Annotated in this window: 15 protein-coding genes, 2 pseudogenes and 2 riboswitches; of the genes and pseudogenes, 6 read left to right on the top strand and 11 right to left on the bottom strand. The window is 69.0% G+C overall.

The features are described from left to right. The first annotated feature begins 104 nt into the window (after positions 1-104). The gene (locus tag BMX97_RS22040; protein ID WP_091753399.1) at positions 105-521 is read left to right on the top strand and encodes an OsmC family protein; all 417 of its coding nucleotides are present in this window, start codon (positions 105-107) and stop codon (positions 519-521) included. Positions 522-534: 13 nt separating this feature from the next. Here BMX97_RS22040 and BMX97_RS22035 read toward each other — a convergent pair whose 3' ends face one another. The 7 genes from BMX97_RS22035 to BMX97_RS22005 all read right to left on the bottom strand — a co-directional run bounded on the left by BMX97_RS22035 (position 535) and on the right by BMX97_RS22005 (position 8578). Further along, complete coding sequence (locus BMX97_RS22035; protein WP_091753398.1) at positions 535-2127, bottom strand: rhodanese-like domain-containing protein; 1593 nt, start codon at positions 2125-2127, stop codon at positions 535-537. A gap of 40 nt (positions 2128-2167) precedes the next feature. Then, positions 2168-3412 (bottom strand): acyl-CoA dehydrogenase family protein, encoded by a 1245-nt coding sequence (locus BMX97_RS22030; RefSeq protein WP_091753397.1) that lies wholly within the window; start codon positions 3410-3412, stop codon positions 2168-2170. A 10-nt stretch (positions 3413-3422) separates the two neighbouring features. Further along, positions 3423-4787, bottom strand: a complete 1365-nt coding sequence (locus BMX97_RS22025; RefSeq protein WP_091753396.1) for an NtaA/DmoA family FMN-dependent monooxygenase — start codon at positions 4785-4787, stop codon at positions 3423-3425. 32 nt (positions 4788-4819) lie between these two features. Beyond that, complete coding sequence (locus BMX97_RS22020) at positions 4820-5833, bottom strand: NrtA/SsuA/CpmA family ABC transporter substrate-binding protein (RefSeq protein ID WP_091753395.1); 1014 nt, start codon at positions 5831-5833, stop codon at positions 4820-4822. Between the two features lie 35 nt (positions 5834-5868). Beyond that, complete coding sequence (locus BMX97_RS22015; RefSeq protein ID WP_091753394.1) at positions 5869-6564, bottom strand: ABC transporter ATP-binding protein; 696 nt, start codon at positions 6562-6564, stop codon at positions 5869-5871. Continuing rightward, complete coding sequence (locus tag BMX97_RS22010) at positions 6561-7421, bottom strand: ABC transporter permease subunit (RefSeq protein ID WP_091753393.1); 861 nt, start codon at positions 7419-7421, stop codon at positions 6561-6563. The genes BMX97_RS22015 and BMX97_RS22010 overlap by 4 nt, the downstream gene beginning before the upstream one ends. A gap of 335 nt (positions 7422-7756) precedes the next feature. Continuing rightward, complete coding sequence (locus BMX97_RS22005; protein ID WP_091753392.1) at positions 7757-8578, bottom strand: NAD(P)H-dependent oxidoreductase; 822 nt, start codon at positions 8576-8578, stop codon at positions 7757-7759. A gap of 91 nt (positions 8579-8669) precedes the next feature. On the opposite strand from BMX97_RS22005, the gene BMX97_RS22000 reads away from it, so the two are divergent. After that, the gene (locus BMX97_RS22000; protein ID WP_091753391.1) at positions 8670-9590 is read left to right on the top strand and encodes a LysR family transcriptional regulator; all 921 of its coding nucleotides are present in this window, start codon (positions 8670-8672) and stop codon (positions 9588-9590) included. 73 nt (positions 9591-9663) lie between these two features. On the opposite strand, the pseudogene BMX97_RS21995 reads toward BMX97_RS22000, so the two are convergent. Next, positions 9664-10017: pseudogene (locus BMX97_RS21995) on the bottom strand (aminotransferase class V-fold PLP-dependent enzyme); the annotation flags it as partial. A gap of 175 nt (positions 10018-10192) precedes the next feature. Continuing rightward, a pseudogene (locus tag BMX97_RS21990) lies at positions 10193-11329 on the bottom strand (family 2B encapsulin nanocompartment shell protein); the annotation flags it as partial. A gap of 548 nt (positions 11330-11877) precedes the next feature. Between BMX97_RS21990 and BMX97_RS32300 the strand changes: the two are divergent. Next, on the top strand, positions 11878-12084 hold the full coding sequence (locus tag BMX97_RS32300; RefSeq protein WP_143074692.1) for a hypothetical protein: 207 nt from the start codon (positions 11878-11880) through the stop codon (positions 12082-12084). Between the two features lie 443 nt (positions 12085-12527). On the opposite strand, the gene BMX97_RS21985 is transcribed toward BMX97_RS32300, so the two are convergent. Continuing rightward, entirely contained in the window at positions 12528-13010 is a 483-nt protein-coding gene (locus BMX97_RS21985; protein ID WP_244538582.1) for a hypothetical protein, read from the bottom strand. 354 nt (positions 13011-13364) lie between these two features. Continuing rightward, positions 13365-13591, top strand: a riboswitch (cobalamin riboswitch). A gap of 114 nt (positions 13592-13705) precedes the next feature. On the opposite strand from BMX97_RS21985, the gene BMX97_RS21980 reads away from it, so the two are divergent. From BMX97_RS21980 to BMX97_RS21970, 3 genes are all read left to right on the top strand, one after another. After that, positions 13706-16597: a ribonucleoside-diphosphate reductase subunit alpha gene (locus tag BMX97_RS21980; protein WP_091753390.1), complete on the top strand. Its 2892-nt coding sequence runs from the start codon at positions 13706-13708 to the stop codon at positions 16595-16597. A 71-nt stretch (positions 16598-16668) separates the two neighbouring features. Further along, positions 16669-17787, top strand: a complete 1119-nt coding sequence (locus BMX97_RS21975) for a ribonucleotide-diphosphate reductase subunit beta (RefSeq protein WP_091753389.1) — start codon at positions 16669-16671, stop codon at positions 17785-17787. Positions 17788-18039: 252 nt separating this feature from the next. Further along, positions 18040-18840 (top strand): cobalamin-binding protein, encoded by an 801-nt coding sequence (locus BMX97_RS21970; protein WP_091753388.1) that lies wholly within the window; start codon positions 18040-18042, stop codon positions 18838-18840. Between the two features lie 339 nt (positions 18841-19179). On the opposite strand, the gene metE is transcribed toward BMX97_RS21970, so the two are convergent. Continuing rightward, positions 19180-21525, bottom strand: a complete 2346-nt coding sequence (metE, locus tag BMX97_RS21965; protein ID WP_091753387.1) for a 5-methyltetrahydropteroyltriglutamate--homocysteine S-methyltransferase — start codon at positions 21523-21525, stop codon at positions 19180-19182. 108 nt (positions 21526-21633) lie between these two features. Further along, positions 21634-21839, bottom strand: a riboswitch (cobalamin riboswitch). Positions 21840-21900 lie beyond the last annotated feature (61 nt).

Below are 21900 nucleotides of genomic sequence, written 5' to 3'. Positions count from 1 at the left end.
CATGGTTGGCGTGGTAGTCTACGAAGGTTGTCTATTATTTCAACGGCCGAGCCTCCCAGGCCGCCGGGGCGGTGACAGGACGAGCGACCAGGGGACGAGCGACCATGAGCGAGATTCAGGCCATCACGGCCCGCACCACCGGAGACGCGGGCCGCTACGTGCTCGAAGGCAAGGGTAAGGTGTTCCTGTCCGACTCGGCGATGATCCGGCGGGTGCCCTCGGTGGCGCCGAACCCGATCGAGTTCCTGGTCTCGGCGCTGGCTTCCTGTGCGCTCGCCAGCGTCGAGAGCGACGCGCGCGACTTCGGAATCGTGGTCCGGGCCGCCTCGGCCGAGGTCACGGCGGTTCGGGACGAGGCCGACGAGAGCCGGTTCAGCAGCATCCTGGTAACGCTCGCGGTCGAGGGCGTCGACCAGCCGACCGCCGAGCGGCTGACGACGCACTTTCGCGAGCACTGCCCGGTCTACAACACCATCCGGCGCGGCGGTCCGATCACTGTCGAGGTCACGGCCGTCACCTGAGGCGGGCCGGCCTCTACGCTGGCCTGGCTCCATCTTCGGGGGAACGGGCGACGCGGAACCGCGCGATTCCATCGTTGGCGAGCTGGGCCACGAGCTGCAACTCCCAGTCGATGTAGCCCTGCATGGCGGTCCGGGCGTTGTCGGTGCCCTCGTAGGGCCGCTTGTAGACGTCGATCGGCTCCGACACGAAGCGCTCGTCCGTCTCGAGCGGCCGGCCTGCTTCCGTCCAGGCCCGAGTTCCGCCGGACAGGATTAGCACCGGGCGCGCCGTCGCTCTGCGCGCGTCAGTGAGATTGGCCGCGGCGACCCGCCCGTCGGGCGAGGTCAGGACGATCGGGCCGTCGCCCGGCAGGCCAGCGAGATCGCGGGCCAGCGCCGGCCCCGAAACGTGCCAGGCACCCGGGACGTGGCCGCGGCGATAGATTGGGCTGCGGGCGAGATCGACGATGGTCGCGTCGGTCAGGCCCGCGAGATCGCCCGGCGTCAGCGCCGCTTCCGCTGGAGGGAGCTGTCGGGGGGATGCCGGCACCGGGAAGGCATCGGGAAGTGCCACACCCTCCGCCAGGACGCTGGCGTCCCACCCCATCTGGACGAGCCAGGACGCTGCCATCCGGGCGCGCACGCCATCGTCGTCGTAGAGCACGACGCGGGCGCCGCGCACGCCGAGCCACTCGTCGGTCGCCTGGACGAGCTGTCCGCCCGGCGCCGAGGCGAAGCCCGCCGGGTGGCCGAGGGCGTGCTCGGCGGGGTCGCGTACGTCGAGGGTGTAGAGCGTGCGCATCTCGGCCTCGGCGCGGAACCGGGCCAGATCCTCCGCCCCGACCACCGGAACCCCGACATGGGTGGCCCATGCTGCCGCGCGCTCGCGGGCCCAGGTGCGGGTCTCCTCGGACGGCGGTGCGACCTGCTCGGTGCGGCGCGTCGCGAGCGAGAGCCCTTCCAGGGTCCAGCCGATCGTGCCGTTGCGCAACGCCACGACGCGGTTCGGCAGGCCGGCATTCACCAGGCTCTGGGTGCCGATGATGCTGCGGGTACGCCCGGCGCAGTTGACGACCACCAGGGTGTCGGGGGAGGGAGCGGCCTCGCGGATGCGGTAGACCAGCTCGCCGCCCGGAAGGCTGCGCCCGCCTGGGATGCTCATGGTCGAGAATTCCTCGAAGCGGCGGGCATCGACCACCACCACGTCCGTCTCCTCGTCGAGGAGGCGCCGGACCTCGGCCGCCGGCAGGGAGGGCGTGTGCCGGATCGCCTCGACCAGCTCGCCGAAGGCTTTCGAGGGCACGTTGACGTCGCGATAGACCTCGCCGACGCGCGCATAGGCCTGAAGCCCGCCCTCCAGGATCGCGACGTCGCGGTAGCCCAGGGCCGTGATGCGCGTGGCTGCCCGCGCGGCGTAGCCCTCGCCGGAATCGTAGACCACGATCGGCGCCGAGAGGCGCGGCACCAGGGCCGGCAGGCTCGTCTCGATCTCGCTCACCGGCACGCTGAGGGTGAAGAGCGGGTGCGCCTCGGCGAAGGGGCCCTCCTCGCGCACGTCGAGGAGGGCGATCTCGCGACCCTCGGCCCAGTGGGCGCGAAGCTCTCGCGCGGTGATGGTCTTGGTCATCCGGATCCCGTGATGATGAGGCGCGTGCGGAAGGCCCGGCTCAGAAGAACGCCCCGGTCGGGGGCAGGGCACCGTTGAGGTAGTGGTCGCCGACCACCCGCTCCTTGTAGATCCGCGGGTTGTGCGCGGCGATGACCTTCAGGTTGCGCCAGTGGCGGTCGAGGGCCCGCTCGGTCGCGACGGCGCTGCCGCTGCCGACGTCGAGGAGCAGGCTCGCCAGCGTGGCCGCGCCCTCGTCGGTCACGATCTTGGCCTCGGCCGCCGCGATGCTGGCGGCGATCGAGAGGGCCTCGGCGTCGGGCTCCGCCGCCCGTGCCCAGGCACGATCGAGGGCGGCGACCGCCCGGTCGGTCACCGCGAGGATCGCGGCCCGGTGGGCGGCGATGCGGCCGATCACCGCCTGGATCTCCGGCTCGGCCGAAGGGTGCTCGGCGAGCGCGTGATAGTAGTTGCGCGACCGGCCCCGGACCAGCGCCAGGGCGTCCTGGAGGATGCGAGTGACGATGCCGGAGATCACCACGGTCAGATAGACCTGGTGGAAGGTGAAGCCGTAGAGATGCGGCTCGCCCTCGGCCCGCTCCGGCAGCGCGAACAGGTCCTCGGACGCGACCCGCACGCCCTCGAACACCGTGGTCCCTGAGCCGGTGAGCTTCTGGCCGAAGCCGGTCCAGTCGTCGTCGAGGGTGACGCCGGGCGCCTTCGTCGAGACCAGGAACTGCACGGTCCGCCCGCTCGTCCCGTCCAAAGCCGAGGCGAAGAGGTGATCGGCGTACATGTTGCCCGTCGAGTAGATCTTGCGGCCGGAGACCCGGTAGCCGTCGCCGTCGCGCGCGAGCCGCGCGCCCGGTACCTGGTTGCGGCTGCCGGCCTGTCCCCCGCCCGCCTCCGAGACGGCGTTGCCGAACATCCGGCCTTCGCCCGCCAGCGCCAGGATGCGGGCCGAGAAGGGCGCCTTGGGCGTCTTCCGGTGCTGCTCGACGGCGAAGAAGTGGTTGCGGAAGACGTGAGCGATGTTCGGGTCGGCGCTGGCGAGGTCGCGGGCGAGCGCGAACAGTTCAGGCAGGCTCACGCCGGCGCCCCCCGCCTCGCGGGGGAGCCGCACGGCGCCGAAGCCGCGCGCTTTCAGCGCCGCCGTCTCGGCGGTGATCGGGCGGCGCGCGACATCACGGGCTGCCGCGCCTTCGGCGAAGTCGGAGAAGAGCGCGTCGAGGCCGAGGCGGAGGGTGATGGGGCTCCAGTCCGGCCGGGTGGCGGCGCCCGGATCGAGGGTCTGTCCCTGGATCATCCCTGAAGTCCTATCGGCCGGTGCCGGTGCGGCGCAGGGGCTCGGCGTCGCGCGGGTCGAGGTAGGGGGCAAGACCGAGATGATGGCGCAGGGTCTGGCCGTTATAGTCGTCGCGGAACCGCCCAGCCTTGCGCAGCAGCGGCAGCACCGCGTCGACGATGTCCTCGAGCCCGCTCGTCTGGACGTCGATGTTGAGGTTGAAGCCGTCGGCCGCGCCTGCGTCCAGCCAGTGCAGGATGTCGGCGGCGATGACCTCCGGCGGGCCGACGATCATCCGGTGGCCGCCGACGATGTTGCTGAGCGCGGCCTGGCGCACCGTCCAGCCGTGCTCGACCGCCTCGGCGAGGATCTGCTTGCGCGGCCAGCGCGAGGCGATCGGCACGCGCGGCTCCGCCGCCTCGATGAGCGCGTAGGGCAGGGGGGCGTCGAGGGGCAGGTCGTCGGGATCGAGGGCGAAGTGCCGGGCGAGCTCGGCCCGCAGGAACGCGATGTCGAGGCCGGCATCGAGATCGGCCTTGCGCCGCAGGGCCTCCGCTTCCGTACTGCCGACGATCGGAAACAGGCCCGGCATGACGAGGAGCTGGTCGGGATCACGGCCGTGGCTGCGGGCGAGCGCCTTCACGTCGGCGTAGAATTTTCTTGCGGGCTCGATCAGGCGCTGGCCGGTGAACAGGGCGTCGGCATACCGCGCCCCGAACGCCTTGCTGTCCTCCGACTGGCCGGCCTGGAAGATCACCGGCCGCCCTTGCGGCCCGACCGGGGCCGACAGCGCACCGCTCGCGCTGAAGTGGCGACCCTCGATCGCGATGGGTCGGACCCGCGCCTTGTCCACGAAGACGTGCTTATCGCGGTCGGCGACGATCGCCTCCCGGGGCAGGGAATCCCACAGGCCGGTGACGATCTCGACGAACTCGGTGGCGCGCCGGTAGCGCTCGTCCTGGTCGAAGCCGTGGGGCAGCCCGTAGGCAGCGAGCGCCACCGGGGTCTGGCTGGTGATGATGTTCCAGGCCGCCCGGCCCTTGCTGATGTGATCGAGCGAGGCGATCTGGCGGGCGACCGCGTAGGGGTGGCCGAAGATCGTCGAGGTGGTAGCGACGAGGCCGATATAGCTGGTGGCCTGCGACAGGGCGGCGAGCAGCGTCACCGGGTCGAGGGCGCGCCAGGGCCGGTGCAACGCCTCCTCGACGAGGCCGCCGGGCCCGTCGGCGAGGAAGAGCGCGTCGATCTTGCCCTTCTCCGCCACCCTGGCGATGCGCAGGAAGGCATCGATGTCGGTGGGCAGCGAGACCGGATCCGAAAAAGTCTTCCAGGCGGCGTCGTGGCGCCCGGAGGCGAGGACGTTCACGCCGAGACGGACGGGCTTTGGAGAGGGCATGGGCGCTCCGGGCGGAGATGGGGAGGGGGTGGTCAGACCCGGACGGAATGGTCGGCGACCTGCACCCGCTTCGGCAGGATCGCCCGGTCGGCGAGCCAGTCGGCCGCCTTCTGAAAGCCGGCGAGGAAGGTGGCGTCGTCGGCCTCGTAGAAGCGGTTCTGGCGCTTGAGGGCGGCGAGGTGGTCGCGCACCGCGTCGCCGTACTTGCCCTCCTTCTGGGCGATGGTCTCGGCCTCGACCGGGTTGTCGCTGATCCACCGACCCTCGCGGGCATAGGCGTCGATCACCGCGCGCACGAGGGCGGAATTCTTGGTCGTGAAGTCGCGCAAGGAGACGAGGGACGAGTAGTCGATCAGGAAATCGAGATCGATGCCCTCGAAGAAGATGTTCTTGGCGTCGTACTGGTCGCGGGCGATGTCGACCGCTGGCGTCCACATCGACCAGGCATCGACCCGGCCCTGGCCGAAGGCCGGCGAGGCGTCCGGCGGGTTGAGGTACACGAACTCGACTGATCTGCGGTCGACGCCGTGCTTCTCCAGCGCCGCGACCAGCAGGAACTCGCCGAGGCCCGAGCGGTTCACCGCCACCTTCTTGCCGGCGAGATCCTTGACCGAATCGATGCCGGAGTTCTTCTTGGCGATGATCGCCGTCGAGCGCGGCGAGTAGACGTTGTAGTTGGTGAAGACGAGGGGCGAGCCGGCGATGATGGCGGCGAGCGCCGGGGTGGTGCTTCCCCAGAAGCCGAAATCGGCGCTGCCGCCGACGACGGCCTGCAACGACGGTGCATGGTTGGGGAACGGGCCGACCCACCTCACCTTGATGCCCTGGTCGGCGAGGCCCTTCTCGAAGTCGCCGCGCTCGCGGGCGATCAGCGGCAGGCCGCCGCGCCCCCAGCCGAGGCGGACGGTGTCGGTGTTGCGGGTCCCGGGAGTGCCGGGGCCTTGCGCCCGGGCCGGGTCGAGGCCGAGGGCGGCGGCACCGAGCGCCAGCCCGGCGCCCTGGATGAGCCGGCGCCGGTCGAGACCGGGAACGTCTGAGCGGGTCATGACGAAGAAGTCCTGTATGTTCGGTGTTCTGAGGATCAGGCGGCGCGGTCGTGGAGTTCGACACCGAGTTCGCCGAGGAGCTTGCCGCGTAAGCGACCGGGTCCGGCCTCGGTCTCGGCCGCGACGTCGTAGGAGGCGGCGATCCGGCCGCCGCGCATCACCAGGATGCGGTCGGCGATGGCGATGGCCTCGTCGACGTCGTGGGTGACGAGGAGGACGCCGGGACGGTGGCGGGCCACCAGGTCCTTGATCAGCGCGTGCATCTTGATGCGGGTCAGCGCGTCGAGGGCCGCGAAGGGCTCGTCGAGGAGCAGGAGCCGCGGCTCGCGCACCAGAGCGCGGGCGAGCGCCACCCGCTGGGACTGCCCGCCCGAGAGGTTGCGCGGCCAGTCGTTCTCGCGACCGGCCAGCCCCACCTCGCGCAGGGCCGCGACCGCCTGGGCCTTCGCCTCCGGTGTCTCGATCCCGAGGGCGACGTTCTGCCAGAGCGGGACCCAGGGCAGCAGCCGGTGCTCCTGGAACACCACCGCCGGCTGGGCTGGGCCGTCGATCCGACCCCCGTCGACCGGGTCGAGGCCGGCGAGCGCCCGCAGCAACGTGGTCTTGCCGCAGCCGCTCTCACCCAGCATGGCGACGAACTCGCCGGTCTCGATCCGCAGATCGAGGCCCTCGATCACGACCCGCTCGCCGTAGCGGCGGCGCAAGGCCCGGACGGTGACGGCGGCGCTCATCGGCGCTCCTCCTTGGCGTAGTTCGGGTGCCAGGCGAGCAGCCGGCGCTCCAGGGCGCGGGCGATCCCGTCGGCGATGACGCCGATCGCCGCGTAGATCACGATGGTCAGCACGATGACGTTGGTCTGCAGGAACTCGCGCGCGTCCATCGCCAGGAAACCGATGCCCTTCGTGGTGGCGATGGTCTCGGCGATGACGAGCGCCAGCCAGGCGACGGCGAGCGCGTAGCGCACGCCGGTCAGGATCGACGGCATCGCGCCGGGCAGGATGATTTTGGTGATGCGTCCGCGCAGGCTCAGGCCCGTGACCTTCGCGACCTCGAGGAGCTTCGGGTCGACCTGGCGGATGCCGAGCACGGTGTTGATGTAGATCGGAAATAGCACGCCGAGCGAGACGAGGAAGATCTTGCCGGCCTCGTCGACGCCGAACCACACGATGACGAGCGGCAGGAGGGCGAGGAAGGGGATCGCCCGGATCATCTGGATCGAGCGGTCGAGCAGCGCCTCGGCGAGACGCGAGGAGCCGACGATCAGGCCGAGCCCGAAGCCGATGCCGCCGCCGATGAGGAAGCCGGCCGCGGCGCGCAAGAGGCTGTAGCCGAGATGCACGAACAGCGAGCCGTCCGCGACGAGCGTCCAGGCAGTGGCGAGGACGGAACTCGGGGGTGGCATGACCTGCCTGTTCACGCCGCCGAACCGGCACACGGCCTCCCAGACCAGCACGAACAGGAGGGGTGCGAGCCAGGACAGGACCACCAACTCGCGCTCGCTCCAGGATCTCCGGTCGGCCTTTCGCGATGCCGTTCGGCGCGCGCCCGCTATCGCCAGCGGCGCCTTGGTGGAGAGTTCGACCGCCATGAATGCTCGCCTCGCATACGCGGCGTCCGGCGACCGATGCGACCGCGGCCCGCCGGGTACAGCCCCGTCGTACCAGCTTGGTATTTTATTCGATCGAATTTGTAAACTAATGGCCTGAAGATGGAGGTAGGACGCTGGGAGACAATCCGGTATGGCCCCGCCCCGCGCGATGATTGGAAACCCTGCCGGAGCGGGCTGCGCGATACCGGAAAGGGCTCGTGCCCCGCCGCGGCCGGATCGTCAGCCGGCGCTGGTTGCAGGGCCGACGATTCCCGGGCCTGGCTCGCCGTTGCGGCGGGATCCGGGGGCGGATGGCTTCGCCTGCCTTCGGACCCTCAGCGGCTTGGCCGCTCGACGTGCTCGACGCCGTGATCGGGGCGCTCGACGTGGGCGGCGAAACCGGTGAGATTCGGTTTGACCCTGTCGGAACGCAACTCCATCGACGGGATCGCGTAATCCCCGCCGTTCTGACGGCGGAACGGAATGGGCGGCGTCTCGAACAGAAGTCGCATCCGAGCCCTCAGTGCGGTTGCTGCTTCGTCGAACGTCGCCGCGTCGGTCCGGTCGGCGCGGTACTGCACGAAGGGCGGCAGCACGTCGTAACCCGGGTAGAACAGCACCCCGTGGTGGATGGGGAAGAGCAGGTCGTCGATCGGCCCGTTGATCCCCCTGGGACCATAGTGGGACGGCCAGCCTCCGGCCGTCACGACAAGCATCGCGCGCTTGCCCGCGAGCGTGCCCTCGCCGTAGCGGTCGCCCCAGCGCGTCTCGCTGTGTTCGCCGACGCCGTAGGCAAAGCCGAACGCGTAGACCCGATCGATCCACCCCTTCAGGATCGCCGGCATCGAGAACCACCACAGGGGAAAGGCCAGGATGAGCGCGTCGGCCCAGAGCAGGTCCTGCTGTGCGGAAACGACGTCCTGCGTCAGGCTCCCGGTGGCGAAGGCCTCGCCAGACGCGGCCGGCACCCGCAGGCGCGCCGAGGCGGGCAGGGCGGGAAAATCGAGGCGGTCGACCTCGGATTTCCACCCGATCGCGTAGAGGTCGGTCACGCGGACCGAGTGACCCGCAGCCCGGAGTTCGGCCACCGCTACGTCACGTAGCGCGTTTGTCATGGAGGACGGATCGGGATGGGCGGAAACGACGAGAATCTTCATGCGTGCGGCTCACCGAAGAACGATGCCGCGAAGCTAGGCGCTGCCCGATTCATCCGGTAGCTGAGGGGAACGGATAGGATCATGCCGTTAAATGGATAGATCGGGCATCACCCTGGAGCGGATGCGCAGCTTCGTGCGCGTCGCCGAACGCGGCAGCCTGTCGGCGGTGGCGCACGAGCAGGGCGTGGGGCAATCGACCGTCTCGCGGCATGTGGCGGACCTCGAGGCTGCGCTCGGGGTCACTCTCCTCAACCGGACCACCCGGCGCATCACCCTCACCGACGAGGGACGGCGCTACCACGCCGAGGCGCGGATCATCCTGCGGCTGGTGGACGAGGCGACGGATGGCGCGCGGAGCGCCGGCGGTGGCCTGACCGGGATGATCCGGATCTCCTGCACCGCGGCCCTCGGGGTCCGCCACGTCTGCCGGATGCTGTTCTCCATTCAGGATCGCCATCCGGGGATCGTCGTGGATCTCAGCCTGTCCGATGCGCGCATCGACCTCGTGCAGGAGGCGGTCGACGTCGCGGTCCGGCTCGGGCCTCTCGCGGACAGTACCCTGCAGTGCCGGACCGTCGGCCGGTCCCGCCGCATCCTGGTGGCGTCCCGCGCCTATTTGGCGGAGCGGGGAAGGCCGGAGATCCCCGACGACCTCGTCGCCCATGCCTCGATCCGCATGAGCAACCTCGCTGGGGGCGGGACGCTGTCGCTGCGCGGCCGGGACGGCGCGGCGGTCCAGATCCCGTTCGACGGCGGCCTGCGGGTCGATCACGGCCTGGCGGCCCGCGAGGCCCTGGTCCAGGGACGCGGGATCGCGGCGGCGCACGTCTGGCTCATCGACGATCTGCTGGCGGCCGGATTGGTCGAGCAGATCCTGCCGGATTTCACGCCCGAGCCCGTGCCCCTGTCGCTGCTCGTCGTGCCCGGGCGGACGCGCATAAAGCGCGTCCGGATGCTGGTGGACGCGCTCGCCGCTTCGCTCGCGAGGCTGCCCGGCCTCGTTCGGGAGTGACGTGTAGTCTCGCCTCGGTAGCCCTCCGGATCGATCGCCCGGCGCGGCAAGACGCCGGGCGATCGTGCGAGGATCAGCGCTGCGGCAAGGTGTGCAGCGCCTTGAGAAACACGTGGACGTCGTCGCTGGTGTTGTAGAAGGCGAGCGAGGCCCGAATCGACTGGTCGACGCCGAAGCGGCGAAGCGCCGGCAGGGCGCAATGGTGGCCCGAGCGCACCGGGATTCCGTGCCGGTCGAGATGGTGGGCCACCGTCTCGTTCTCGAAACCCTCGATCACGAACGACATCACGCTCGCCTTCTCCCGCGCCGTCCCGATCAGGCGCAGGCCCTTCACCTCGGCCAGCACCTCCTGCGTGTAGTCGAGCAGGTCGTGCTCCTAGGCCGCGATGCCCGGAAGCCCGACGCCTTCTAGGTAGTCGAGAGCAGCCGGAGCCGGGGACGAGGGGAACGCATCAAGGGCTTGCGGGACCTGAGGTCCCGCCGGCAGTGTCGGCGCGGAGGGGGCGCTCGCGGCCCTGGCCCTGCCCGTATATCTCGCGGGCGAGGCGCCCGACGAGATCCGCATGGGCGAGCTCAGCCGGCGTCCCGGGGGGAAGTCGACCTCAGGCGTAGTCATGGTAGTTGCCGAGCAGCACGTTATAGAGACGGGCGATCGCGTCCTCGATCAGCACCGCGGCCGAGAAGTAGCGGGTCACGAGGTGCGAGGCGATCGAGTGGTCGTTGGTGCCCATGTAGCGCACCGACAGGCCGGGCTCGATCTCGCCTGTCACGCCCGAATTGTGCAGGCCGACCACGCCCTGCTCGCTCTCGCCGACGCGCAGCAGCAGGATCGAGGTGGTCTGGGCGCCGGTCACCGGGTCGATATCGATCGGCAGCTTGTCGCTCGGCACCAGCGGCACTCCGCGCTAGGTGATGAACGGCGCGCCGAACAGGTGCACCACCACCGGCGGCACGCCGCGGCGGGTCGCCTCCCGGCCGAAGGCCGCGATGGCGCGGAGATGCGCGACGAAGAAGGCGGGCTTCTTCCACACCAGGGTCAGGAACTCGTCGAGGTCGTCCGGGGTCGGCGGACCGCCGCGGGTCGGGATGCGCTGGCGCGGCGCGACCTCGTGGAGGGGGCCGAACTGCGAGTTGTTCAGCAGTTCCCACTCCTCGCGCTCCTTCACGGCATCGACCGTGAGGCGGATCTGCTCGCGCAACTGATCGATCTCGTTGGAATAGAGATCGGCGACGCGGGTATGGGTGTTGAGGATCGTCTGGATCGTCGAGAGATGGTACTCGCGCGGATCGAGTTCGTAATCGACGAAGGTGGTCGGCAGGCGCGGCTCGCCGGCATGGACTGCGAGCAACTCGATACTCTGCTCGCCGTGGGAATTGGTGTGGCCCTTCAGCCGGTCGCACTCCTCGCGGTGCCGGGCGATGCGCACGGCGATGGCCTCGTCCTCGATCGCGGCGCGGTCGAGGGTGAGGAGGGTCACTGCCGAGAGCGCCTTGACAGCCGGGGCGGGGCCGAGGTCGCTGTCGCCGAAATGGTCGCCGCGGGTCGCGAGCCCCTGGCGCAGGCGGCCCTTGTAGGGTCCCGACAGAGTCAACTCGACTGTGCCGTCGGTAACCACGACGAGGCTGCGCCCGGTCAAGCCTTCGTCGGCGATGACCTCGCCGGCCGCATGCCGGCTCTGCGTGAACTTACCCGCCAGAGTCGCCAGCTCGGCATCGCCCAGCCGGCTGAATAGCGGCAGGACCTCGATCGGCTGGTCGACCGGCAGACGCTCGCGCCGGCCGGCTCGGACCTCAGCAAGCTGCTCTCTCAACCGACGCAATGGACGCAGCCCGAGCCGGACCTGGAACAGCACGCCGACAAACACCAGCACCCCGATCAGCTCGAGGCAGAGGCCGAGGGTGCGCACCGCTTCCATGACAGACCCGTCGAGCGCTGCAGCCGGCGCCGAGGGGCATACAGGGTTGAGGGCTCCCCCGGCTTGTCCTGAACCGTCAGCAGCCGCAGGATCAGCCGCTCGCCGAAGGGACCAATGCCGTCGGCGGGGACAGGCCTGCCATCTTGGCCGGGTCGCGGTCCCGGAACCGGTACGTCGAGGCGAGCACCGTCCAGCGATGCCGATCTCAACACGGTGTCGCCGCGGAGGATCTCCCAGTACCAGCCCGACCGCGGTCGGTCGAAGGGCGGCACCTCGCGCTCACCCGGCACGGCCAGGCCCCCGTCAGCCTCAGGCTGCGATTCCGAGGCCAGCGCCGTGATCCGGCCGTCGAGCTGACCCCGCACGAACCGATGCAGCACGACCCGATCGAGGCGCTCGCCCCTGCCAGCGCGAAGCTCATGCAGATCGTCGTCGCCAGGATGAGCCGCCTTTGCAGCGAGCCCGGAGACCCGAACAGGGAGGATAGCATGCCAGGCTTCACGTCGGCCGATACGGCACCGACCGTGACCCCTGATTTCGGACGGAAACTTTCATCGGCATCGCCGCTTTCTCCATGACATCCAGCCACGAGACGCCGTGGTGACGTGCTCTCCAAGTCAGGTCGGGCGATGGTGGACGAGGATGCAACGACGCCGGCCGGGGGAACGCCACGCTTGATGTCGGCCTCTACAATTCGTCTTTTAGCTGAACCTGAACGAGGTTACGCAGCCTGCGATCGCATGTTGTTGAGAAAATATCGATTTCCAATTTTATGCTCGTAACTCCGCTACGATGGATAGAGAAATACATATTCTGTGTATTTACGTTTGGTTTACGATTAGGAAAGTGGAAAATCTAAGGTTTTATTCTGGCGCGTCCCTTCGGGATCGGGCTCTAGTCGCGGCGCTCCCCGAACCCGTCTATGGCGGGTTCGGCCTTTCAGGTGACGATCCCATCGCGCGCGCCGGCGAGAACGGCGCCCGTCCTTCGCAGCCGGGAGCAGGAAGCCTGAAAGAGGACTTCAGTCATATAGCCCCTCCACTTGGAGCCGGGCGAGGAGCTGACGGGCCTGCTCCTGCGCCGCCGTGTCCCGCTTCTCCTCCTCGAAGCCGTGGGCGAACATCGGCAGCAGCCGGCTCGTTGCCCGCTCCATTGCCGAGCCCTGCCACAGGATCAGAACCTCGCGGTCGGTCAGGTCCTTCAGGAAGTACCAGAGCGTCAGCATCACGCTCAGCGCTGAGCGGTTTCCCCAGCCGGTGATCACGCCCTTCCCGATGCGCTCGACCCGGCGCAGGAGGGCATGCTGCTTCTTCCCTGTGAGGTCACCGAAGGGCTCTAGGAGGGCGGCCTGTATATCGGCGCGCATCGCCGCGATGTCGGCCTCGGCCCTCGCGGCCAGGTCCGGGTCGGCCGGCACGAACGCATCGGGTGCGGAGGACAGCGCGAACAGGAGGTAGGCGGGGATCGCGAGTTCGACGCGCTGGCGATCGGTCAGGGTTGGCATCACGGCATCATCTGGTTCAATCGGGCACGTTGCCCTCCGCTACGCACCGGAGCCAGAGGTCGCCGCGGGCTTGGACGCCCGACTACGACATGGCGTTCTATCCAAGACCAGCCCCGAGAGGAGTGGGCGCGGCGCCTGGCTGACGATCCCCGGACACCGTCCGTCCGCACAACACGGCCGACCCTCACTGCCGAGGAGATCGCGCTCCCGTCTCCAGCATGGCCAACTGGCTACGTGTCGGGCAGCCGATCCAGAGGCCGCGAGGGATGGCATCGACCTGACGATTGGTATCCCTGCTATCCACAGCGCTCACGCGCGCAAACGCAACAGATTGACTCTGCCTGCGTTCCAACCACCATATCTCGGTGTCACGGTTCCTTCCATCTCGCGGTGGGAGGCTAAGAGGGAATGCCGGTGCGGCACCTCCTTTCCGATCGGGAAGAGGGCCAATGCCGGAGCTGCCCCCGCAACTGTAAGCGGCGAGCCCTTCGCCACACCGTCACTGGGCCGATCGGCCTGGGAAGACGGCGGAGGGCGCTGAGCCGTGAGCCAGGAGACCTGCCGGGACACCAGTTTTCCTCCTCGGGCGGGGTGCCCCGGTGGATGGCCTGCGACACCGCCCGTCACCGGCGCGGCGGCGTCGTGCGCGTCCGCTCGGGCTCTCGTCCTCCACGACGGATACGGGGCCCCGCGCGATGCAGACGCTTCACGAATCATCGACCGCCACGATCAAACCATCGATCCAATCGGACGCCGTCCGGGCCGGGCACGAGAGCCCATTCGGGTTCGGCCTCATCCGCCGCAACGGCGCTGTCGCACCGTTCGATCCGACCAAGATTAAGGTCGCGCTCACCAAGGCGTTCCTGGCGGTCGAAGGCTCGAGCGCCGCGGCGTCGCGGCGCGTCCACGATATCGTGGCGGGGCTGACGACGACCATCGTCGCGGAACTCGCGCGCCGTGCCGAGGGCGGTCGTGTGGTTCATATCGAGGACGTGCAGGATCAGGTCGAGCTCGCCCTCATGCGGGCCGAGCACCACAAGGTCGCGCGCGCCTACGTTCTGTATCGCGAGGAGAGGGCGCGCGAGCGGGTGCGGGCCCGCAACGAGGCCGCGACCGTGCCGGCGGCACCGGTGCTCCACCTGAAGGCGGAGGACGGCACGCTGGTGCCGCTCGACGGTGCGCGCCTCGCGGCCGTGATCGCCGAGGCCTGCGCCGGTCTCGACGGTGTCTCGCCCGAGGCCGTTCTGGCGGAGACGCGCCGCAACCTCTATGACGGGATCTCGCGCGACGAACTGGCCCTCGCCCCGATCCTGGCCGCCCGCACGCTCATTGAGACCGAGCCGGGCTACGCCAAGGCCAGCGCCCGCCTCCTCCTCGACAAGCTCCGCCGCGAGGTGCTCTCCCGCCTCGCCGGCCGGCCGCGCGAGGCGACGCAGGCCGAGATGGCGATGCACTACCCCGACGTGTTTCGCGACTACCTGCGCGTCGGCATCGACGCCGAGCTCCTCGATCCCGAACTCGCCCGCTTCGACCTCGATCGCATCGCCGCGGCGCTGAAGCCCGAGCGCGACCTCCAGTTCGACTATCTCGGCCTGCAAACCCTCTATGACCGATACTTCCTGCATGTCGGCGGTCAGCGCATCGAGCTACCGCAGGCCTTCTTCATGCGGATCGCGATGGGCCTCGCCCTGCGCGAGGTCGACCGTGAGGCGCGCGCCATCGAATTCTACGATCTGATCTCCTCCTTCGACTTCATGTGCTCGACGCCGACGCTGTTCAACGCCGGCACGACCCGACCGCAGCTCTCGTCCTGCTTCCTGACCACGGTACCGGACGACCTCGACGGGATCTTCAAATCGATCAAGGACAACGCCCTGCTCGCCAAGTATTCCGGCGGCCTCGGCAACGACTGGACCCGCGTGCGAGGGCTCGGCGCCCACATCAAGGGGACGAACGGCGACAGCCAGGGCGTCGTCCCGTTCCTCAAGGTCGCGAACGACACCGCGGTCGCGGTCAACCAGGGTGGCAAGCGCAAGGGTGCCGTCTGCGCCTACCTCGAGACCTGGCACGTCGACATCGAAGCCTTCCTCGACCTGCGCAAGAACACCGGCGACGAGCGTCGGCGGACCCACGACATGAACACCGCGCACTGGGTGCCGGACCTATTCATGCAGCGCGTCGCCGAGGATGGTCCCTGGACCCTGTTCTCGCCCGACGAGACGCCCGACCTGCACGACCTGTACGGCCCCGCCTTCAAGGCGGCCTACGAGCGCTACGAGGCGAGGGCGCAGGCAGGCGGCATGAATGTCTGGCGCGAGGTGCGCGCGGTCGATCTCTGGCGGCGCATGCTGACCATGCTGTTCGAGACCGGGCATCCGTGGATCACCTTCAAGGATCCCTGCAACCTGCGCTCGCCGCAGGGCCATGCGGGCGTGATCCACTCGTCCAACCTCTGCACCGAGATAACCCTCAACACCTCCGACGGCGAGGTCGCGGTCTGCAATCTCGGCTCGGTCAACCTCGCGGCCCACGTCTCGCCGTCCGGGCTCGACCACGATCGTCTGGCGCGCACGGTCCGCACGGCCATGCGGATGCTCGACAACGTCATCGACATCAACTTCTACACCATCCCCGAGGCGCGCCGGTCGAACCTGCGCCACCGTCCGGTCGGGCTCGGCCTGATGGGCTACCAGGACGCGCTCCACACGTTGCGGCTGCCGATCGCGTCCGAGGCCGCCATCGCCTTCGCCGATGAGAGCATGGAGGCGCTCGCCTTCCACGCCATCGCGGCGTCGGTCGATCTCGCGGCCGAGCGCGGGCGCTATCCCTCCTTCGAGGGGTCGCTCTGGTCCCGGGGCATCCTGCCGATCGACTCCGTCGAGATCCTGGCCGAGGCGCGGGGCGGGCTGGAACTCGATCGCTCGCAGCGCCTCGATTGGGACGGGCTGCGGGCGCGCGTGGTCGAGACGGGCATGCGCAACTCGAACGTCATGGCGATCGCGCCGACCGCGACGATCTCGAACATCTGCGGGGTGACCCAGTCCATCGAGCCCGAGTTCCAGAACCTCTACGCGAAGTCGAACATGTCCGGCGACTTCACCCTGGTGAACGGGGCCCTGGTGCGCGACCTCAAGGCCCGCGGGCTCTGGGACGAGGTCATGGTGTCGGACCTCAAATACTTCGACGGCAGCCTGGGCCAGATCGACCGCGTCCCCGACGACCTGAAGGCGCTTTACGCGACGGCCTTTGAGATCGACGCGGCGTGGCTGGTCGAGGCGGCCGCACGCCGGCAGAAATGGATCGACCAGGCCCAGTCGCTGAACCTCTACCTGGCGTCACCCTCCGGCAAGACGCTCGACGCGCTCTACCGTCTCGCCTGGAGGCGAGGGCTCAAGACCACCTACTACTTGCGGACGCGGGCCGCGAGCGCCGTCGAGAAATCGACGCTGAAGGGCACCGACGGCAAGCTCAACGCCGTCGCGGTGACGCCGCTCGCGGCCGCGGGCGCGGAGCCGATCCTGTTGCCGGAGCGCGCCGCGCCGCTCGCCTGCTCGCTCGACGACCCGACCTGCGAGGCCTGCCAGTAGGCACGGGCCGCGCCTTCGTGGCCGGGCCGCAGCCCGGCCGCCCTCTCCCTCCTCTGCTCAAAGGCCATCCCGTGCTCGACTGGTCCGAACCGTCATCCATGCCCGCCCCGTTTCGTCCCGCCGCGGCTCCGCCCCCCGACACCACCGGCCTCGGTCTCGTCGAGGCCGGTGCCGCCCGCGTCACCGTCGATGAGAAGCGCATGATCAATGCGCGCGCCGACGTGAACCAACTCCTGCCGCTGAAGTACCGCTGGGCTTGGGACAAGTACCTCGCCGCCTGCAACAATCACTGGATGCCGACCGAGGTCGGCATGCAGGCGGACGTGGCCCTCTGGCATTCGCGCGACGGCCTCACCGAGGACGAGCGCCGGACGGTGAAGCGCAATCTCGGCTTCTTCGCCGCCTCCGAGAGCCTCGTCGCCAACAACATCGTGCTGGCGATCTACCGACACCTCTCGAATCCGGAATGCCGGCAGTACCTGCTGCGGCAATCCTTCGAGGAGGCCGTGCACACGCACACCTTCCAGTACATCGTCGAGAGCCTCGGTCTCGACGAGGGTGAACTGTTCAACATGTACCGCGAGGTGCCCTCGATCACCGCCAAGGCGGCCTGGGCGCTGCGCTACACCAAGAGCCTGGAGGATCCCGGCTTCCGCACCGGAACGCCGGAGGCCGACCAGGCCTTCCTGCGCGACCTCGTCGCCTTCTACGTGGTGTTCGAGGGGATGTGGTTCTACACGGGCTTTGCCCAGATCCTGTCGCTCGGCCGGCGCAACAAGATGGTCGGCATCGCCGAGCAGTACCAGTACATCCTGCGCGACGAGAGCCTGCACCTGAATTTCGGCATCGACGTCATCAACCAGATCAGGGCGGAGAACCCGCACCTGTGGACCCGGGCGTTCCAGGACGAGATCCGGGGCATGCTGCGCGAGGCCGCGGCCCTCGAGGCCGCCTATGGTCGGGATACGATGCCCCGCGGCTTCCTTGGGCTCAACGCGGTGCTGTGCGAGCAGTACATGCACTTCATCGCCAACCGGCGTTGCGCTCAGCTCGGCCTCGCGCCGGTCTTCGCCGAGACCGAGAACCCGTTCCCATGGATGTCGGAGGCGATGGACCTTAAGAAGGAGAAGAACTTCTTCGAGACCCGCGTGACCGAGTACCAAAACGGGGGGGCTTTGGCCTGGGATTGACGCAGGCCGCATGACAGGTGGCGACCGCCGACCTAAACTGGAAGCCGGACAAGCAGGAAGGGAACGATCCTCGTGGATCGCCCGCAGTCGCCGGGCGATCTTTCTACGCAGCCCCGCACCGTTTGACGTGGTGCGGGTGAGGGCTGGTCCCGGCCTACAGCCGCGTCTGCCGAGCATCTTCCCTGTCGAATGGCTCCCCGATACCGGCTCCTTCCTGTATCGGGGAGCCATCCCATGAAAGCGTGAGGTCAAGTGCGTCGCTTTCCGCCCGATAGGATCGTCTGCCTGACCGAGGAGACGGTCGAGACCCTGTACCTGCTCGGCGAGGATCATCGCATCGTCGGCGTGTCCGGCTACGCGGTCCGGCCACCGCGAGTCCGCCGGGAGAAGCCGCGCGTGTCGGCCTTCACCTCGGCCGACATCCCGAAGATCTTGGGCCTCGAACCCGACCTCGTCCTCACCTTCTCGGACCTGCAGGCGGGCATCGTCGCCGACCTGATCCGGTCCGGCGTGGCGGTACACGCGTTCAATCACCGCGACGTTGCGGGCATCCTGGCGATGATCCGCCTGCTCGGCTCGCTCGTTGGGGTCCCGGGGAAGGCGGAGGCACTGGCGCGGGGCTACGAGGACAGGCTCGCGGCGATCCGCGCCGCGACCGCCGGCCGGCCTCGGCCGCGGGTCTACTTCGAGGAATGGGACGAGCCGTTGATCTCCGGGATCGGCTGGGTCTCGGAACTCGTAGAGGTCGCGGGCGGCGACGACGTGTTCTCCGCGCTGCGCGCGGGCCAGGCCGCTCGCGACCGGATCGTCGCGTCGGATCAGGTGGTCGCGGCCCGGCCCGAGCTGATCCTGGCGTCGTGGTGCGGCAAGAAGGTGGTGCCGGAGCGGATCGCCTTGCGGCCCGGATGGGCCGAGATCCCGGCGGTGCGCTCCGGACACATCGTCGAGGTCAAGTCGCCCCTCATCCTGCAGCCGGGTCCCGCCGCGTTGACCGACGGCCTCGACGCGATCCGTAGCGCGATCGATGCGAGCCGGCTGGCCACCCGCGAGTGAAACTCTGCAAAGAGTTATTATTCTGTGTAATAGCGGCGAGCAGTCAGCGAGATTTCGAGAATTGGGAGCCGATGAGTCTCGCGAGACTGTACGCTGATGTCGCGAGGAACCATATTGAAACGCCGAACGAGCGATGATTGTCGTTCGTCGCGCGCGGGGGCGTCCCGACGCATCGGCTAACCCTTGCGCCGCCGACGAGTTCTACATCGAACGACCGGACACTGCATTCGATGGTGCGTGCTGACATGTGCGATGTCCCCGGGCTCACTCGATTCGCCATACCGGACTGTGGCCCGCGCACGGGATGGATCGACGACCCAGCCCGTGCGCGGGGCGGGCTCAAGCGGACAACGCGGCCCGGGTCTGCCGGGCGGCCTCGACCATGTTGACCAGCGCCGGGCGAACCTCGGCCCAGCCGCGCGTCTTCAGGCCGCAATCCGGGTTCACCCAAATCTGGTCATCCCCGAGCTTGGCTCGGGCACGCTGCAGCAGATCGGTCATCTCGGCGACGTCCGGGATCCGCGGCGAGTGGATGTCGTAGACGCCTGGTCCGATCTCGTTGGGGTAGCGGTAGCTGGTGAAGGCGTCGAGCAGCTCCATCTTCGAGCGAGAGGTCTCGATGGAGATCACGTCCGCATCCATGGCGCCGATCGCCGCGATGATGTCGTTGAACTCCGAGTAGCACATGTGAGTGTGGATCTGGGTCGCGTCGGCGACGCCCGAGGCCGTGAGCCGGAAGCATTCGACCGCCCAGTCCAGGTAGTGCTGCCAATCCGATCGCCGCAGCGGCAGCCCCTCGCGCAACGCCGCCTCGTCGATCTGGATCATGCGAGCCCCGGCCACCTCCAGGTCGGCGACCTCGTCGCGCACGGCGAGGGCGATTTGGCGGCACACCGCGGCGCGGGGCAGGTCGTCGCGCACGAAAGACCAGTTCAGAATGGTGACCGGACCGGTCAGCATGCCCTTCATCGGGCGCTCGGTGTGGGACTGGGCGTAGCGCCACCATTCGACCGTCATCGGTGCGGGCCGTGACACGTCGCCGAAGATGATCGGCGGCCGCACGCAACGCGAACCGTAGGACTGCACCCAGCCGGCCTTCGTGAAGGCGAAGCCGGCGAGCTGCTCCCCGAAGTACTGCACCATGTCGTTGCGTTCGAACTCGCCGTGAACCAGCACGTCGAGCCCGATCTCCTCCTGCCAGCGCACCGTCTGGGCGGTCGCTTCGCGCAGGAAGCCGTCATACTCGGCATCGCTCATCTGCCCCTTGCCGTGAGCGGACCGCGCCTTCCTGACCTCCGCCGTCTGCGGGAACGAGCCGATGGTGGTGGTCGGAAAGGCGGGCAGCCCGAAGTGCTCGCGCTGCAGATCCCGCCGCTGCACGAAGGCGCTCCGCCGGCGAGCCATGTCGCCCGTGACGGCGTCCGCACGCCGCTGCACCGCCGCGTCGTTCACCTTCGGTGACGCCCGCCGAGCGGCGATCACCCCCGCGGCGGCGGCGAGCTCATCGCGGACGGCGTCGCGCCCCTCTCCCAGTGCGCGACCGAGGATCGTCAGCTCGTCCATCTTCTGTGCTGCGAAGGCGAGCCAGCTCTTCAGATCGGGATCGAGGCCGGTTTCCAGCTCGACGTCGGACGGGACGTGCAGGAGCGAGCACGACGCAGCGACCTGGACGTGATCGGTGCCGCGCTTCGAGAGGACGGGCTCGATCCGGTCCAGGATGGCGGGCAGGTCCGAGCGCCAGACGTTGCGGCCGTCGATCACCCCGAGCGAGAGGACCAGTCCGCGCGGCGCCCGGGACAGGATCGGCTCCAACTGGTCGGGCGCCCGCACGAGATCGAGGTGCAACCCCGCCACGGGCAGCGACAGGGCGGTGGCGGCATTGTCACCCAGGCCGCCGAAATAGCTCGTGAGCATCACGTTGAGCTGCGGCACCACGCGGGCGAACATGCCGTAGGCGTCGCGCAGCGCCTGGAGAGCGGCATCGGGGAGGTCGAGCGACAGGCAGGGCTCGTCCATCTGCACCCAGCGGGCCCCGCTCGCGGCGAGCCGGCGCAGCACGTCGGTGTAGACGGGAAGCAGGCCGGGCAGCAGCGACAGCGGATCGAAGTCGTCGTTCTTCGCCTTGCCGAGGCGCAGGAAGCTGACCGGGCCGAGCAGGACCGGCCGCGTCGCGTAGCCCAGCGCCGCCGCCTCGCGCAACTCGTCGACCGCCTTGGTCGAGGCGTTGGTGAAATCCTGCCCGCGCCGGAACTCCGGCACCATGTAGTGGTAGTTCGTGTCGAACCACTTGGTCATCTCGAGCGCCGGGACACCCTGGCCGGATCCGGCATGCGCGTGGGTGCAGCCGTCATGGTGGGTGTGTCCTTGCGACCCTCTCGCCATGGCGAAGTAGGTCGCCAGCGGCACCGGGCCGCCGGACCAGTCGTAGGCGGACGGGACCGCGCCGAGCATCGCGCTCGTGTCGAGGACGTGATCGTAGAGGGAGAAGTCGTTCGACGGGATCTCGGTGATCCCGAGCCCCTTCTGGCGCGCCCAGTTCGCGGCGCGCAGGCCAGCGGCGGCCTCCCGCAAGGCCGCCTCGTCGATCTTGCCGGCCCAGAAACTCTCGAGTGCAGCCTTCAATTCGCGCCGCGGACCGATCCGCGGAGCGCCGAGGGTAGCGATGGAAACGATGGAAGAAGACATCGGCTCAACTCCAAACCATGTTGGAGGCAAAGGCCGAGCGGACGCATGCGGACGCGGCTGGACGGGTGCCCGGCCGCAAGCCTGCGCACCACCGGGACACCCCGCCCAGGGACGTTATGCGGTCGAGGCAGGTCTCCTGGCTCGCGGGTCGTCGCCTCTGCCCGTCTTCCCAGACCGTCCGGTCCAGTGACGTGGTGGGCAGCGGCTCGCCGCTTACAGTTGCGGGGGCAGCGCCGGCTTGGCCCGAAGGCGCACCGGCTTCCCTCTTAGCTCCCAGGCCGGAACCCGGAAGAACCTCGACCCACACTGGATGACGCGAACGCGGAGCTCTGTCAATCCGTGATATAAAGACATCTTTATGTCTTTATCATCGAA

The sequence above is a fragment of the Methylobacterium sp. ap11 genome (genome assembly GCF_900110515.1).
GTDB lineage: Bacteria > Pseudomonadota > Alphaproteobacteria > Rhizobiales > Beijerinckiaceae > Methylobacterium > Methylobacterium ajmalii.
This window is presented reverse-complemented; position numbering and strand designations above follow the sequence as displayed.

Bases quoted from the DNA above. Each gene is read 5' to 3' on its own strand.
- BMX97_RS22040 (WP_091753399.1), top strand. From the start codon at position 105: ATGAGCGAGATTCAGGCCATCACGGCCCGCACCACCGGAGACGCGGGC.
- BMX97_RS22035 (WP_091753398.1), bottom strand. From the start codon at position 2,127: ATGACCAAGACCATCACCGCGCGAGAGCTTCGCGCCCACTGGGCCGAG.
- BMX97_RS22030 (WP_091753397.1), bottom strand. From the start codon at position 3,412: ATGATCCAGGGACAGACCCTCGATCCGGGCGCCGCCACCCGGCCGGAC.
- BMX97_RS22025 (WP_091753396.1), bottom strand. From the start codon at position 4,787: ATGCCCTCTCCAAAGCCCGTCCGTCTCGGCGTGAACGTCCTCGCCTCC.
- BMX97_RS22020 (WP_091753395.1), bottom strand. From the start codon at position 5,833: ATGACCCGCTCAGACGTTCCCGGTCTCGACCGGCGCCGGCTCATCCAG.
- BMX97_RS22015 (WP_091753394.1), bottom strand. From the start codon at position 6,564: ATGAGCGCCGCCGTCACCGTCCGGGCCTTGCGCCGCCGCTACGGCGAG.
- BMX97_RS22010 (WP_091753393.1), bottom strand. From the start codon at position 7,421: ATGGCGGTCGAACTCTCCACCAAGGCGCCGCTGGCGATAGCGGGCGCG.
- BMX97_RS22005 (WP_091753392.1), bottom strand. From the start codon at position 8,578: ATGAAGATTCTCGTCGTTTCCGCCCATCCCGATCCGTCCTCCATGACA.
- BMX97_RS22000 (WP_091753391.1), top strand. From the start codon at position 8,670: ATGGATAGATCGGGCATCACCCTGGAGCGGATGCGCAGCTTCGTGCGC.
- BMX97_RS32300 (WP_143074692.1), top strand. From the start codon at position 11,878: ATGCAGCACGACCCGATCGAGGCGCTCGCCCCTGCCAGCGCGAAGCTC.
- BMX97_RS21985 (WP_244538582.1), bottom strand. From the start codon at position 13,010: ATGCCAACCCTGACCGATCGCCAGCGCGTCGAACTCGCGATCCCCGCC.
- BMX97_RS21980 (WP_091753390.1), top strand. From the start codon at position 13,706: ATGCAGACGCTTCACGAATCATCGACCGCCACGATCAAACCATCGATC.
- metE (WP_091753387.1), bottom strand. From the start codon at position 21,525: ATGTCTTCTTCCATCGTTTCCATCGCTACCCTCGGCGCTCCGCGGATC.